The sequence below is a fragment of the Bacillus sp. YC2 genome (assembly GCF_019891195.1).
Classification (GTDB): Bacteria; Bacillota; Bacilli; order Bacillales; family Bacillaceae; genus Bacillus.
Genome location: NZ_JAHXDO010000010.1, coordinates 90,523 through 105,916 on the forward strand (window position 1 = coordinate 90,523; position 15,394 = coordinate 105,916).

Consider the following 15,394-nt stretch of genomic DNA (forward strand, 5'->3'; position numbering starts at 1 on the left):
CTGGCTTCTTCTATAAACCTAAACGGTCAAAGATCAAGTCGACGTTTTTCAAGTGATAATTGTAGTCAAAGCAGTCAGCAATTTGTTCCGGCGTGAGTCGGGAAGTGATTTTTTCCTCCGCTTCGACAAGCTGGCGGAACGGAACTTGCTTTTCCCACGCTTCCATTGCTTTCGGTTGAACCGTATCATATGCTTCCTCGCGAGGCAGGCCCGTGTCAATTAAAGCGAGCAGCACGCGCTGAGAGTAGATTAAACCGAGCGTGCGGTCCATGTTGCGTTTCATATTTTCAGGGAATACCGTTAAGTTTTTGACGATATTGCTGAAACGGTTCAGCATGTAGTTAAGCGCAATGGTCGCGTCCGGAAGAATAATCCGCTCTGCTGATGAATGAGAAATATCGCGCTCATGCCATAATGGAACATTTTCATATGCCGTCAGCATGTAGCCTCGGATGACGCGCGCCATGCCTGTCATATTTTCTGAACCGATCGGATTCCGTTTGTGCGGCATGGCCGATGATCCTTTTTGTCCTTTTGCGAAAAACTCTTCCACTTCGCGCGTTTCACTTTTTTGCAGTCCGCGGATTTCAACTGCGAATTTTTCAATGCTTGTCGCGATCAGGGCAAGTGCTGCCATGTAATCCGCATGGCGGTCACGCTGCAGCGTTTGCGTTGAAATCGGCGCTGCTTTCAGTCCCAGCTTCTCACAAACATATTGCTCTACAAACGGATCAATGTTCGCATATGTGCCGACCGCGCCGGAAAGCTTACCGACTTCGATGCCTGCTTTCGCCTGCTTGAAGCGTTCAAGATTGCGTTTCATCTCTTCATGCCAAAGCGCAAGCTTCAGGCCGAATGTTGTCGGCTCAGCGTGTACGCCGTGTGTGCGTCCCATCATCACCGTATATTTATGTTCTTTTGCTTTTTCTTTTATGATGTCAACAAATCTCTCAATGTCCTTGAGCAAAATGTCGTTTGCCTGTTTTAATAGGTAAGAAAGAGCCGTATCCACGACGTCGGTTGAAGTCAGGCCGTAGTGCACCCATTTTCTTTCTTCGCCTAATGATTCAGAAACAGCACGGGTAAAAGCAACGACGTCATGACGCGTATCCTGCTCGATTTCTAAAATGCGGTTAATGTCGAAAGACGCGTTTTCGCGCATGACTTTGACGTCTTCTTTCGGAATGACGCCAAGCTCCGCCCAGGCTTCACAGGCTAAAATTTCAACTTCCAGCCATGCTTGGTATCTGTTCTCGTCCGTCCAAATCGCGGACATTTCAGGTCTTGAATAACGTTCGATCATTATGCTAGTCCTCCGTCTCTATTCATCCATATATTCGCTATGTCCTGAATCCATTCGTCATCAGGCTCCCGCAAAAACGTGATATGTCCCATTTTGCGGCCTTTTTTAATGTCATGTTTCCCGTACAGATAAAGCTTGGCTTCCTTTAAAAGCTCCGTCTTTTCCTCAACGAGTTTCACTTCATCTCCGAGAAGATTCACCATCATTCCGGGTTTTAACAGTTCGGTTTTGCCAAGCGGCAAACCGCAAACCGCTCTGATATGCTGCTCGAATTGGCTCGTTTCGCAAAGATCAAGCGTATAGTGTCCTGAGTTGTGCGGACGCGGCGCCAATTCATTGATGAGAAGATCTCCTTCTTCCGTCACAAACATTTCCACCGCAAGCGGTCCGACAAGCCCTAATGTTTCGGCGAGCTGAACGGCGAGCGCCTCGGCCCGCTTTTGAACCGCTTCATCCACCCTCGCAGGCACAATGCTTTGGAACAAAATATTATTGTGGTGAATGTTTTCAGCTGCCGGAAAAGTTGAAATCTCTCCGTGCACTGATCTTGTCACGATGACAGACAGCTCCATTCGGAACGGGACCCAGCTTTCAAGAATGCAGGTTCCGTTCTCTAACAGTGCGGATGCTTCGTCTGCCTGCTCCTCTTCCTTAATGACAAATTGACCTTTTCCGTCATATCCGCCGCGGCAGGTTTTTAAAACCGCCGGCAGTCCGAGTGACTGAATGGCCTGCTTCAGCTCAGTCGCGCTATTGACAATCCGATAAGGGGCGACTTGGCAGCCGGCTGATTGGATTGCTTTTTTCTCCGTCTCACGGTTCTGGGTGATGAGCAGAAGCTCGCTTCCCTGCGGGAGATACGCGTTATCCTTAAGCCAGTTCAGCGCCTCGTAATCAATATTTTCGAATTCATAGGTGATAATGTCACTGATATCCGCCAGTTTCCGAATCGCTTCACGGTCATTATAAGGGGCGGTAATTTCCACATCGGCGACCTGTCCGCACGGCGAGTCTTTAACAGGATCGACGACAGCCACTTTATATCCCATCTGCTTTGCGGCAACGGCCATCATTTTTCCAAGCTGTCCGCCGCCGATTATGCCGATTACGGCACCCGGGTAGATCGTATGACTAGACAAGCTGATCACTGCTTTCCAGCACCGCTTGTTCAGTGGTGTTTCTTCTCGCCTCTAGTCTTTGCGCAATATCTTCGTCAAATGCCGACAAAATTTGCGCGGCTAACAGACCGGCGTTCACCGCGCCCGCTTTTCCGATGGCTGTCGTCGCGACCGGCACGCCGCCAGGCATCTGCACGATGGACAGTAGTGAATCCAGCCCGTTGAGCGCTTTAGACTGAATCGGCACGCCAATGACCGGAAGTGTCGTTTTCGCCGCCGTCATTCCCGGCAGATGCGCCGCTCCTCCGGCTCCGGCTATAATGACTTTTAAGCCTCTGTCTCTGGCGCTCGCTGCGTATTCAAACATCAAATCAGGCGTCCGATGAGCGGATACAACCTGTTTTTCATAAGGAATGTGAAGTTCGTCAAGTATGTCACATGTATGTTTCATTGTCTCCCAATCAGAGGTGCTTCCCATGATGATTCCTGCTAGCGGCTGCATTCTGTTCCCACCTTTTCATGCTTTGTTTTCAGACAAAAAAACCCGGTTCGCATTGCACTATGAGGAAGCAATACAAACCGGGCATGGCGCGTGTATCGTCAGTCGTTCGCTTCTGCGATATCCATGTCAGCTGTTTATCACTTTCCTGCATAGTCCGGCCGTTTACGGCAGCCGGGTAGAAACTTATGGGCCATATTCCCAAGATTATATGAGGTCGTGTTTTGATTTCATGTTTATCTTAACAACGGACTTAGATAATGTCAACGACATTATCGAACGATATAAAAATTCTTTCTTTTAATGTTCGTGTTTAGATCAATTTGCCTTCAAATACGATTTTTTTCCCGCAAGGAACGACTTGAATTGATCCATTTTCTTTCTTTTCTGTAAAGATCGGCTCTTCCATACGCCTGACCGGCATATATCCCTCTTCTTTCATTAAAGTGAGAATGGTATCGATCGTTTCATGTTCTGTCACTTCAAACCGTTTCTTTTTTGGCTTTGTCATTCCTTAATTCTCCTCTTCTTCACTGCTTTTACCCAGAAACCGCCGTGGATGGTTTTCGGCTCGAAGGCGATGATAAACGCTTTTTCGTCAAGCGTTTTAATCGTATCATACAGCTGGAGCTCATATTTTCGCGGTGTCAGAATCTGCATGGCGGTCCGGTCTCCTTCAAGTCCGCCCGCTACCCAGCTTGTGACTCCGTATCCCTTTTCCCGCAGCTGCCTCGGAAGATCTAAATCAAGCTCCTTCGTAATGACATTGACTGTAATATATCCGAGCGCGAGCTTTTCTTCAATTTTCATTCCGACGATGACGCCAAGACCGTAGCCGAGAGCGTAAGCGATGACGTTTTGAATTTGATCCAGATTGCCGAGCACAAGGCTCAGGCCGGTCACATACACAAGAATCTCAATTGTACTGATGCCTGCTGCCAAATAGCGCTGGCCCTTTAACGTCAGAATCATCCTGATCGTAAAAAAAGATACATATATGATGTTAATAATGAGAATAATGAGAACCATGCCTATACTGTTTGATAAGATCGTTTGCATCATTGAACATCCCCCCTCTGATTCAAAAAGCACTCATATTCTGCTGGAGAAAACGGCAGCGATGCAGCCGTACAAACCTTTCGACAAAGATAGTTTACCCTCTTTTGCCCGTTTTCAAAAGAAAAATAAAAAAGCCTGCCTTTTAAAAGGCAGACTTCCATTCTCTTATCAGTGAAACCGGGGCTTCTTTTTCAAACTCATTAATGCTTCATATTCCTTTTCAAGCTCACTCAGCGTATATCCGGCCAGTTCATGGCCCTCACCTTGATAAAAACCTGAGTGAATCAGCTTCGTCTGCAGCAGCTGCTTCTTTCGATTAATGGCTTCGCGCAACAATGGGGCCATCCTCAATCATCCTTTCCGAATCATTAAGTTTGATGCCTCTAGCGTTTTTCTGTTGCTCCTATCATATATCGGCCTGCGCAGTAAAACAACACGTGAAATTAGAAACATTTGTAAACATTGTGTCAGACACATTTCGACTTATAACGGTATCAGCGAAGCCGTAAAGTACTCCGAGACGAGCGGCCATGTCAATGCCGTAAATACAAGCATAATGAATGCGGCCGCCAGAATGCAGTACATCACATCGACCGATGCCCGTTCAGCCGTTTTATACAGTATCTGGACAAACTGCACCATTGCCGAAACAGCCAAAAACAGCGTAAGGGCTGTAAAAATGACGGTGATCACCGGCAGATTCAGTATGGCGAAAATCATCCACACAATAGAGCAGGCTACAGCGGGTACCAAAAGTGAGCCAAACCCAGCAGCCGCATCACGCATCGTAATTTTTTGTTTCATCATATAGCGTGATACAAGCCAGACCGCCCCGGCCGCAGCGGCTAAAAAGACGAGCGAATACACGAGAACAACGGTAAATCCGTCAAAAAACGTATGATGCCGCTCTCCGAACCCGAGAGTTCTTTGCTGGCTTGCCCTCAGCTGAAACCAATTTCCGATTGAAAAAAAGATACTGAACACAAGCATTGAAATAAGGGCATATTTAAAACGGGAGAAGCCGTCCTCCTCCACGATTTTCACCGGTGATTGCAAGATGCGCAAGGCAAAACGGCAATACCGTCTGACAGCACCCCATACAGTGCCGAGCTTTTCCGTAAAAGGCGCAGCCGGGCGCCGCTGCTTTTCCTTTTTCTTTTGCTTCTGATGGCGTCCCGCATTTCTGGACATTCTCGACAGCGGTTCTTCATCTATTTTCTGATTCTGTTTTTCTTCTTCAAACGTTTCTTTTCTTTCTTCCGTCATGTCAGCAACTCCTATCAAAAAAATACGGCGGAATCTATTAAACAAGAAAATAAAACACTTATATAAGGTACCGAAGCGTCCTTGAACAGTCAAGTGATTCCTTTATTCGGACATCCACATGACGTTTTATTGTATGTAATGGTTTTACAAAATACGATAAAAAAACAAAAACCGGCTGGTTGCGCAGCCGGTTTTTCCCATTATTTTAAGAAGATAAAGTACAGAATAAAGATGACGAACAGCCCGTACATAATCGGATGAACGCTTTTTCCTTTTCCTTTACAGATCATTGTAATCGGATAGAAAATAAAGCCGATCGCAATCCCGGTCGCAATGCTGTACGTCAGCGGCATCATGATCATCGTCAAAAATGCCGGCACGGCGACCTCAAATTTATCCCAGGCGATTTTACCGAGCGGCGCCACCATCAGCGCGCCGACAATAATTAAAGCCGGAGCCGTCACATTTGTGGTAACGACGGACAGAAGCGGCGAGAAAAACATCGCAAGCAAAAAGAGAATGCCCGTAACGACAGCTGCAAATCCCGAACGCGCTCCCGCAGCAACGCCTGAGCTTGATTCAACATATGATGTCGTCGTCGATGTGCCGAGCACGGCCCCGATCACAATAGACGTGGAATCTGCAAGAAGCGCTCTTCCCGCGCGCGGAAGTTTATTTTCTTTCATCAGTCCGGCCTGCGTTGCTACAGCCACAAGCGTACCCGCTGTATCAAAGAACCCGACGAACAAGAAGGTTAAAATGACAATCAGCATTTGAACGGAGAAAATGTCCGGCAGGTGCATCCATGCTTGTCCGAAAGTCGGCGCAAGGCTCGGCACACTTCCGATAATATGCGTCGGAACGGGAATCAAACCGCAGATCATTCCGGCAATGGCCGTCAGAAGCATTCCGATAAAAACACCGCCGTTCACGCGAAGCACCATTAAAATGACAGTCACAATGACGCCGAAAATCGTTAACAGCACAGGTCCGCTATGAATGTTGCCGATAGAAACAAGAGTGGATGAGTTCGCTTCAATAATGCCGGAGCCCTGTAAGCCGACAAACGTAATAAACAAACCGATTCCTGCGCCTACCGCCAATTTCAGCTCCGGCGGAATCGCATTTATGATTTTTTCACGCAATCCTGTTAACGAAAGCGCAACGAAAATGATCCCGGAAATCAATACGCCGGAAAGCGCCGCCTGCCAGGAAATCCCCATGCCGAGAACGACAGAGAATGCAAAAAACGCGTTTAATCCCATACCCGGCGCAATCGCAATCGGATACCTCGCGATCAGCCCCATTAAAATACAGCCGGCCGCGGACGCAAGTGCAGTTGCGGTGAAAACCGCTCCCTGATCAATTTTTAATGCTTCCGGAAATCCCTTCACACCGTTTAATGACAGTGTCAGAGGGTTTACGAACAGGATGTACGCCATTGACAAAAAGGTCGTTAATCCGCCGATAATTTCATTACGATAGCTTGTCCCCAGCTCATCAAACTGAAAAAATTGCTTCAAGCCAATTGCCTCCTTCATTCTCTCCCATTTATTCTGCCCGTTATCCGCCAAATAAAAAACGCCCCAACAAATTTGGGACGCTTGACTACATACGTTCAGTTTGAATAATAAATAAGGAATGTATTATTTATATCAAACGATTGAGATTTATCCGTAGTCAAGCCATTTACGGTAGCTTGGTAGAAACTTGCGGGCCATATCCCCGCGATTATACGATATCAATGCATATTTGATTTCTGAGTCTATTGTATCAATTCAATTTTGAAAACTCAATATAAAAAACGAACAATACCGAGAAAAAAAATTAGTTTATTCGTCAATTGACCAAATGATTCCAAAAATAAAGGCGGCAAAACAGCCGCCTTTAAAGGATTTATTACTCTGACTTTTGCCGGATCGGCACTTCGAATGTGAGATCGTTATTTGCCAGCAGATTCATATGGGTTTTCTCAATATAAAGGGCGTATGAGCCGAGCGAGAAATGGCGTAATGAATACTCTTTATTGTGTGAATCATCCAATTCAAAAACGGATTCCATTTCACCTTTTTTAAGATTTGTGACTTTTGCCTTGTTTCCTTTGAGATAAAAGCCTTTCTCATAATCATCTGGGGAGGACCAAGCCTTCATTTTTTTCGTATGGCCCAGACCGATTGTTTCCCCGGCATTAATCAGCTGATCCGCATCTGTTTTTTCCAAGTCGATTCCGGTGAATTGATAGTCGGCAACGACACGCCTGCCTTCTTGCTTGATTTTATTGATTTTTATTCCGACGTGATGATGTTCTGTTTTATAGCTGACCGGCAGTTTTGTTTGCAGAGGTACGATTTCGCTGGTTTCCGTTTCAAATTTCACACCACCCGTAATGAAGAGCTTTTTCGCTTTTGGATCAATCGGTTTGCTGAATTGAGTTTGTCCCCGGGCTCTTTCATCTCCGTTGGATAGTTTCTTTCTGTTCCCCAGTTCAATATTGGATAAGGTCATTTCATAATGGTTGCCTGCATCATCCGTTGCGTCATAAATGGAAATGACGTCTTTTTTGGCAATACCGTGATAGTCAATTGTATATTGCAGAGCAGAACCCCTCGTTCCGTTTTCCGCTCGAATATCGAACAGCCGATACAATCCGTTATTTATCGTCACATCTTTCGTTCCTTCTAAAAAGGTTGAATGCTGTTTTTTTACAGGGAGTTTAAATCGCCAGTTTCCCGGAATGTCCTTAATCTGTGTAATGATAAGCGGGAACTTGTCACCGTCTTTTAGCTTTGAGCCATCTGTGAAAAAACGAAGCTGGCCTCCGTACCTTCCATCTTTCAATTTTTTCAAGTCCTGGCTGTCATTATCTTCAGCTAAAATATTAAGCTCATCCTTATAATCAACTTGAAATGAAATATAGTCTTCATCGGATTTCAGGTGATCAACAATAAAATTATATACGAGCTGGCCGCTGTCGTAATACACACTTTTTACCGTTACTGTGATTCCGCGCGATTCCGCTTTTTCATTCAGCTTCGTCACCAGATTGCTTTTAAAAAGTGCTGAACCCGCCTTATCTTGAAAAAGATTATAAATTTGTCCGGCAACTGGAATATTTCCCATAGCCGTATTAACGGAGGGGATGAACAAGCCGGAGGACAGATAAAGCAAAAACAAAGCAGCAGCGACGGCCAGACCGTTTGTCAGTTTTCTTCCCCATCTCCGTTTGGCTGCGCCTTCTTTTCCGGCACGGGCAGCAGCGCTTTGTATCGCTTTTTTCAATTCCTGCTTCGGCACATCAATGTCTTGATACAATTGTTTCATTTGATGCTTTTCCATGTTTGTTTATCCTCCTTTTCCAGCTCCTGCTTCAATGCTTTTCTCGCGCGGTGCAGATGTGTTTTAACGGTGCCTTCCGCCATGCCGGTCTGCTCCGCAATCATCGGTATCGAAAAGTCCTGAAAATAATAAAGCTGAATCGTCAGCTGCACATGTTCGTCAAGTGTTTCAAGCGCGTTTCGAAGATCTATGTATTCTTCAATGTTTCGGTTCACCGCTCCCACTTCATGCTGCGGTTCAAACGGGATAACATCCCCCTGCTTTTTCTTCATCGCAAAAATCGTATTGAGCAGAATGCGGATGAGCCACGTTTTAAAATACTTCGGCTCCTTGAGTTTCGCTATGTTGAGAAAAGCCTTGTACGCCGTTTCCTGCACCGCGTCCAGCGTGTCTTCCTTATGATGTAAATAGAGATAAGCCGTTTTATATAAAGTCTCCTGATGAGCTGTGATCAATTTTTCAAAGGCGGCGGTATTGCCTTTTCTCGCCTTTGTGATCAATCGTTCTTCCTTCACCTTATCCACCTCCCATGTTGTTAGATACGAAACACCCCGAAACGGTTTCAAAAAGATGACAAGAAAGAAAAAAACGCCTCTTTTTGTAAGAGACGTTTTACGGATACTTTATTTATTCCCACTCAATCGTTGCAGGCGGCTTGCTCGTAATGTCATACACGACGCGGTTAATGTGTTTGACTTCATTTACGATGCGTGTTGAGATCACTTCAAGCACATCCCAAGGGATACGGGCCCAGTCAGATGTCATGCCGTCGATTGATGTAACGGCGCGGATGCCGATTGTGTAATCGTACGTTCTCGCATCTCCCATAACGCCTACGCTGCGGATGTCAGGAAGAACGGTGAAGTATTGCCAGATGTCGCGTTCGAGGCCGTGGTTAGCCACTTCTTCACGCAAAATCGCATCTGATTCACGAACGATTTCAAGTTTTTCCTCGGTTACTTCACCGAGAACACGGATGCCAAGGCCCGGTCCAGGGAACGGCTGGCGCCATACGATGTCATCAGGAATACCGAGTTCTGTGCCGAGCGCACGCACTTCGTCTTTAAAGAGCGTATTCAGCGGCTCAATCAATTCAAACTGCATGTCTTCAGGAAGCCCGCCGACATTGTGGTGTGATTTGATCGTTTGAGCAGTCGCCGTACCGCTCTCGATAATATCTGTGTAAAGCGTTCCTTGCGCAAGGTAATCGATTCCTTTAAGCTTGTCCGCTTCATCATCAAACACGTAAATAAATTCATTTCCGATGATTTTACGTTTTTGCTCCGGATCAGATACACCTTTCAGCTTGTTCAGGAAACGGTCTTGCGCGTCTACTTTAATCACGTTCATGTTAAAACCTTCGCTGAACGTTTTCATGACGCCTTCCGCTTCACCTTTACGCAGCAAGCCGTGATCGACGAAGATACAAGTCAGCTGGTCGCCGATCGCTTTATGAATCAAAACGGCTACGACTGAAGAGTCTACTCCGCCGCTCAACGCGCAAAGCACTTGTTTGTCTCCGACTGTTTCACGGATTTTTTGCATTTCGATTTCGATAAAGTTTTCCATTGACCATTCGCCTTTACATTCACAAGCGTCGAAGACAAAGTTTTTCAGAAGGTCATTTCCGTATTCTGAATGACGAACTTCCGGATGGAACTGAACACCGTACCATTTTCTGTCTTTCTTACTCATCGCTGAATTAGGGCAGTGATGGCTTGTCGCGTCTACCGTAAATCCTTCCGGCACTTTCACGACTAAGTCGCCGTGGCTCATCCAAACCACTTGCTCTTCAGGAAGATCTTTGAACAAATCAGGAGTGCCTTGAATGTGAATGTTCGCTTTTCCGTATTCACGCTGGCTGGCTGCTTCCACTTTACCTCCGAGGTAATGAGTCATCAGCTGCATTCCGTAGCAGATACCCAGTACAGGGATATCCAGTTCAAAGATTTTTTCGTCGCAGCGGAATGATCCTTCATCATACACACTGTTCGGTCCGCCTGAAAGGATAATTCCTTTTGGATTCATTTCTTTGATTTCTTCAGCTGTCAATGTATGGGGATGCAGCTCGCTATATACACCAAATTCACGGATCCGGCGGGTAATCAGCTGGTTATACTGACTGCCGAAATCAAGAACAAGAATCATTTCATTCACTAACTTCGTCATGGTTGTCACCTAATCTCCTCTAAGTTTTTGACACAGAAAAAAACGGAGGACACACGTTCCGCCCTCTGCCGGCAAGACTTGTTCGGAGCCCGGCTTTTAACGCCCCCGGGCTCCCATTTAACATTCATTTATTCTAACAACAGGAACATATGCGGTCAAGACTATCTTCTTTTAATTATATTTTCCCACAACTGTCTCGATTCATTCCAAAGCTCGGCTGGATTGTCATTGCGGTACAAGGCCCGCTCGTAGCGAAGCGTGAGTTCAGACATATCTTCTGTTTCGTATGCAGCGTCTATTCTCGCGGCGAAATCACGCAGCGTTTCACCGTCACCCCTGCCGTATCCTTTTCTTTTCAGCTGGCGGAGCAATGCGGCGTATGCATCAAAAAACGCATCTTCATCGGTTCGCCGTTTCAGTCTGGCGGCTTCAGCAAATGGAATCCAGCGGGAACGGAAAAACCACGCAAGCGCTGCGGCCGCTGCAAAAATGATAAGGACCGCGGCATACGGCAAAAAATGTGCCGCCGCTTGTTTCTGCAAAGCCGGTTTCGGTGTAAACTTGCGCTTTTCTTGGTCTTTCGGCGCAGCTTCCTTTTTCGGCTTTGTTTCTTCGCGCGGCTTTTCGGAAGATTTCTCCGATTTTTTTGCTGAGTCGTTGCTGCCGTCAGCAGAGCTTTTCATCTCTGACGTAAATTCCGTCGGATTGGTGAACCCTTTTGTCGGTTCAAATGTGACCCAGCCCTGATCAGGGAAATAAACCTCCACCCAAGAATGGGCGTTGTTATTGGTCACTTCATAAATTGATCCGTTTTGATCCCCGGCTGCTTTATACTCCCCCGAGGTGTACCCTTTCACCCAGCGGGCCGGAATTCCCGACGATCTCAGCAGCACGGCCATCGCTGAAGAAAAATTGTCGCAATATCCTCTTTTCGTTTCGAAAAGAAACTGGTCGACATAGTCCTGATCCTGTTTCGGCACTGCGACATCTTGCGTATGATATGAAAAGGCGGAAGACCCTAAATAATCTTCGATCGCTTTCGCTTTATCAAACATATTGTGATGATCGCGCGTCAGTTTCTCCGCGAGCTTCCCCACCCTTTCCGGCAGGTTGTCAGGAAGCTGTAAATAACGGTCATTAAATTGATTTTGCGAGCGGTTTTGCTTTACTTTCACCTTTCTGAGTTCATTCAGCTTAAAGACAGGCGACTGAAATGTCAGCGTATACCTGCCCATATTCCGAATGTTGCCCACTTGTTCACTGACGGGTGTGATTTGCTCAGTGTTCCCGTTCATTTCAAGCTGGACGGATTGTTTCGGCTTAATATTGGATACGCCGATCGGATACATGACGTGATTATAGAGGTAATTTTTGTCGATGGACACCTGCGTTGTATAACGCTTTGTCTGTACGCTCCGGTCAAACCACAGGTCTTCCACGTTTCCCCTGTCAATTTTATAAGACATGCCTTGATCTGTTTCCACCCAGCCTTTTCCCGTATACGTATCCTTCGTTTCCACGCGGAAATAAGCCCGTTCCTTCCCCTTCCATTTAAATACAGGAGTATCATCCTGCTGGAAAGGACCGCCCAGCGTTTCATCATGGTTGCCGTAGCCGATTTTACTTTCAGCGGCCGGCACCTGATGCTGATTGGTGATTTTTTTGAAAAACGGCACCGGATCAGGCCAATTCGGGTCTGATTTCGGAGCCGCCAATCCGAATATGACAGAAGCACAAATGAAAAGCGCCAGAGGGAAAAACCATTTGGCGATAAGCCTTTTCTTCAATGCTATGTTTTCCGTCAGGCGAATGCGTTCCATGTACAAAAGCCCCATCATCAGAAAGCCAATGAAGACGATACGGATGACGGCATATGCGGCATCATAAGGCGTAAATGTATCAAGCACCGTAATATATGCCACCGTCATAATAAAAAAGAATAAAATTTTCCGCTGATAGATCACCCAGTAATGCAGCAAATACACGAGCAGCCATAAGAGCACAAAAAACAGCAGTGTGCGGAAAGAAGGGTTCATATCATTCCATCTTCCGGTTCCGATGTGCCCGGCATTCAGCATCACGTCCCGAAAAAAAGAGCTGAGCCATCCCGGATTCAAAATTGATCCTTTATAAAACAAAATATGAATGCTGATTAATGTAAACAGGATACAAGACGGCACGGTTACATACCATCTCATCCGAAAAAATGACAGCAGAAATGTCAGGCCGATAAATACAATGAAAAAACCTGTATGTTTTGTATCCGTAAAATTGTGCAGCGGCCTGAGCCATTCCCATAACAATAAAAAAGCGAGAAAATAAAACAGCAGCAAGCTCAGCCTGCTTCCCTGGTTCTCGTCATGCAGCATGCGGCGCGCCACCTCTCTTTCTATACAACATGAGACACCCGTCCGTCCCTGATCATTTGTACATTTATATTCTTTTGAGCAAAGCGGAGAGCGAGTTTTCGTTCCGACTCCGGAAGCGCGGCATTCGTTTCTTTCGCTACGAAAACGGTCATGTTTGCCGAACCGGCCTCAGCCTGCGCCAGCAGCTCTTCTGAGAGCCTGCCCGTAACGACGGCAATCGCGGCTTGGCGCACTCGCCGGTTTGCCAGTTCTTCCCCTAAACGGCTGATCGGATTCGTGTTCACATCAGCGGCTGAAGCTAAGTAACGCAGGATGTTTCTGAAATGCCGCTCACCCTCCTGAACCGGAAAGACAGTGCGTTCATTGCCCAATGGAACAAATCCGGCAAAAGAGCCGCCGATTAAAACTGTATAAAGAAGAGAAGCGGACGCTGACACCGCTGCTTCAAACGAAGGAGACGACTGGCAGTCCAGAATCAGGACCAGATTCATGCTCGTCAACGGTTCAAATTCCTTTGTCATCAGTTCATTGCGGCGCGCCGATGTTTTCCAATCGACCGCTGAAAACCGGTCGCCCGGCTGATAATTTCTGACGCTTGCGGCGACTGTGGAGCGGTGCATATGAAATGGCGCAGCCGCACCCGCGCCTTCTTCCTGCCGGGCTGCATACGGCTTGTAACGAAGAGCCGAATACGCCGGATAGACTAAAATTGTATCCGCGATTGTAAAAGACGCCGTTTTTTCCAAAAGCCCGAGGACATCGCCTGTCCGCACCCTTACGGTATGTAAACGATGCTCTCCGCGGGGAACCGGTGACAATTGATAGTGAAGCGTCAGTTTTTTTTGAAACCACGGAAATACGAGCTGTTTTGCACGCCGCCTTTCACCAAGCGTTTCCGGCATTACATCCTCAATCACCATATACATCAGCGGAAACGGCAGGCGCCGCTTCAGCGTGACAGTCACGAAAAGCTTGTCTCCTGCGGTTAATTGGGCAGCAGATGTTTCACGCGTCACCTGAAACGCCCGCAGCGGGTACAGAGCGAGCAAGCCGGCGTACACTGTAAACGGCAAGAACGCATAAAATAAAAACCAGCTCACAAACCCGCCCTGAAACATGGCATAAGAGAAAACCGCTGCCGTCAGCATGATCAGCACGAGCAGCTTCCAGCCGTATACCAGCCAATACACTTTCTTTTTCATCAGCGGACCGACGCCCTTTGAACAGGCACTTTCACCGATGACAGGATTTCCTCTATAACCGCTTCCGGCGTTACTTCATTAAATTTCGCCTCAGCATGCAGGATCATCCTGTGCGGCAATGTGAATGGGGCCAGATACTGAATATCGTCAGGAATGACATAATCGCGATGATGAAGCAGTGCGTAAGCCTGCGCCGCTTTCATCAGGGATATGGACCCCCGCGGGCTTACGCCCAAATGCACAGACGGATGGCGCCGTGTCTCCTGAGTGATGCCGACGATGTACGCTTTCACGCCGGCATCCACCCGCACCTGCTCCATGTTTTTTTGCAGACAGATAAATTGTTCTTTAGAAATAACCGGTTCCATTGTTTCAAGCGGATTTCGCCCTTCCTGCAAAGACAGTACCTCAAGCTCCTCCTCGGCAGTCGGATACCCCATCTTCAGCTTAAATAAAAACCGATCAAGCTGAGCTTCGGGCAGCGGGTACGTCCCTTCGTATTCGACCGGATTTTGAGTAGCCATGACAAAAAACGGCTCACCCAGCGGCATCGTCTTCCCGTCTATCGTGACATTCCCCTCCTCCATTGCCTCAAGCAAAGAGGATTGCGTTTTCGGAGAGGTTCTGTTAATTTCATCGGCCAGCACGATGTTTCCCATAATGGGGCCGGGGCGATATTCGAATTCCATCGTTTTCGTATTGTAAATAGAGACACCCGTGACATCTGACGGCAGCAGATCCGGGGTGAACTGAATTCTTTTAAAGTCCGCTCCGATCAATTTTGCCAAAGCGCGGACCATCATTGTTTTACCGACTCCCGGCACGTCTTCCAGCAGCACATGGCCTTTTGCAAGAATGGCGGCCAGGCTGAGTATGGCTATGTCTCTTTTTCCTATAATTACTTTTTCAATATGGTCAACGGCTTTACCCAGCAGCGGATGCAGCTCTTCTTTATAAGCCATTCTTTTCCTCCTAGTCATCTCTCAAATTTCAATTATCGTAATCTAACTTTACCACAAAATATAACCTGTATAAAAAACGTTTCCGGCAAATTGTTTCCAGTCCCGCACAGC

14 protein-coding genes and 2 riboswitches are annotated in these 15,394 nt (G+C 46.9%); all 14 genes read right to left on the reverse strand.

Annotated elements, in window-relative coordinates; genetic code table 11:
* Window positions 1-10 precede the first annotated feature (10 nt).
* Window positions 11-1,303: an adenylosuccinate lyase gene (gene purB, locus KY305_RS15570; protein WP_061520206.1), complete on the reverse strand. Its 1,293-nt coding sequence runs from the start codon at window positions 1,301-1,303 to the stop codon at window positions 11-13.
* The gene (purK, locus tag KY305_RS15575; RefSeq protein WP_223063320.1) at window positions 1,303-2,442 is read right to left on the reverse strand and encodes a 5-(carboxyamino)imidazole ribonucleotide synthase; all 1,140 of its coding nucleotides are present in this window, start codon (window positions 2,440-2,442) and stop codon (window positions 1,303-1,305) included. Before purK ends, purB begins: the two co-directional genes overlap by 1 nt.
* Window positions 2,435-2,923, reverse strand: coding sequence for a 5-(carboxyamino)imidazole ribonucleotide mutase (purE, locus tag KY305_RS15580; RefSeq protein ID WP_214800513.1), 489 nt, complete (start codon window positions 2,921-2,923; stop codon window positions 2,435-2,437). The genes purK and purE overlap by 8 nt, the downstream gene beginning before the upstream one ends.
* Before the next feature lie 130 nt (window positions 2,924-3,053).
* A riboswitch (purine riboswitch) is annotated at window positions 3,054-3,155 on the reverse strand.
* 78 nt (window positions 3,156-3,233) lie between these two features.
* Complete coding sequence (locus KY305_RS15585; RefSeq protein ID WP_003155772.1) at window positions 3,234-3,431, reverse strand: NETI motif-containing protein; 198 nt, start codon at window positions 3,429-3,431, stop codon at window positions 3,234-3,236.
* Window positions 3,428-3,982, reverse strand: a complete 555-nt coding sequence (locus tag KY305_RS15590; RefSeq protein WP_223063321.1) for a DUF2179 domain-containing protein — start codon at window positions 3,980-3,982, stop codon at window positions 3,428-3,430. The genes KY305_RS15585 and KY305_RS15590 overlap by 4 nt, the downstream gene beginning before the upstream one ends.
* A gap of 165 nt (window positions 3,983-4,147) precedes the next feature.
* Complete coding sequence (locus tag KY305_RS15595; RefSeq protein WP_223063322.1) at window positions 4,148-4,324, reverse strand: Fur-regulated basic protein FbpA; 177 nt, start codon at window positions 4,322-4,324, stop codon at window positions 4,148-4,150.
* Between the two features lie 138 nt (window positions 4,325-4,462).
* Window positions 4,463-5,245 (reverse strand): hypothetical protein, encoded by a 783-nt coding sequence (locus tag KY305_RS15600; RefSeq protein WP_223063323.1) that lies wholly within the window; start codon window positions 5,243-5,245, stop codon window positions 4,463-4,465.
* Between the two features lie 200 nt (window positions 5,246-5,445).
* Entirely contained in the window at window positions 5,446-6,768 is a 1,323-nt protein-coding gene (locus KY305_RS15605; RefSeq protein WP_223063324.1) for an NCS2 family permease, read from the reverse strand.
* Between the two features lie 134 nt (window positions 6,769-6,902).
* Window positions 6,903-7,004: riboswitch (purine riboswitch) on the reverse strand.
* Between the two features lie 140 nt (window positions 7,005-7,144).
* Entirely contained in the window at window positions 7,145-8,581 is a 1,437-nt protein-coding gene (locus KY305_RS15610) for a DUF4179 domain-containing protein (RefSeq protein WP_223063325.1), read from the reverse strand.
* On the reverse strand, window positions 8,563-9,096 hold the full coding sequence (locus KY305_RS15615; protein WP_223063326.1) for a sigma-70 family RNA polymerase sigma factor: 534 nt from the start codon (window positions 9,094-9,096) through the stop codon (window positions 8,563-8,565). The genes KY305_RS15610 and KY305_RS15615 overlap by 19 nt, the downstream gene beginning before the upstream one ends.
* A 112-nt stretch (window positions 9,097-9,208) precedes the next feature.
* Complete coding sequence (gene guaA / locus KY305_RS15620; protein ID WP_223063327.1) at window positions 9,209-10,750, reverse strand: glutamine-hydrolyzing GMP synthase; 1,542 nt, start codon at window positions 10,748-10,750, stop codon at window positions 9,209-9,211.
* Between the two features lie 161 nt (window positions 10,751-10,911).
* Window positions 10,912-13,119: a transglutaminase TgpA family protein gene (locus KY305_RS15625; protein ID WP_223063328.1), complete on the reverse strand. Its 2,208-nt coding sequence runs from the start codon at window positions 13,117-13,119 to the stop codon at window positions 10,912-10,914.
* A gap of 20 nt (window positions 13,120-13,139) precedes the next feature.
* The gene (locus tag KY305_RS15630; protein WP_223063329.1) at window positions 13,140-14,321 is read right to left on the reverse strand and encodes a DUF58 domain-containing protein; all 1,182 of its coding nucleotides are present in this window, start codon (window positions 14,319-14,321) and stop codon (window positions 13,140-13,142) included.
* Window positions 14,321-15,283 carry an AAA family ATPase gene (locus tag KY305_RS15635; protein ID WP_214800521.1) on the reverse strand — a complete coding sequence of 321 codons (963 nt, stop codon included), beginning with the start codon at window positions 15,281-15,283 and terminating at the stop codon, window positions 14,321-14,323. Before KY305_RS15635 ends, KY305_RS15630 begins: the two co-directional genes overlap by 1 nt.
* Between the last annotated feature and the right edge of the window lie 111 nt (window positions 15,284-15,394).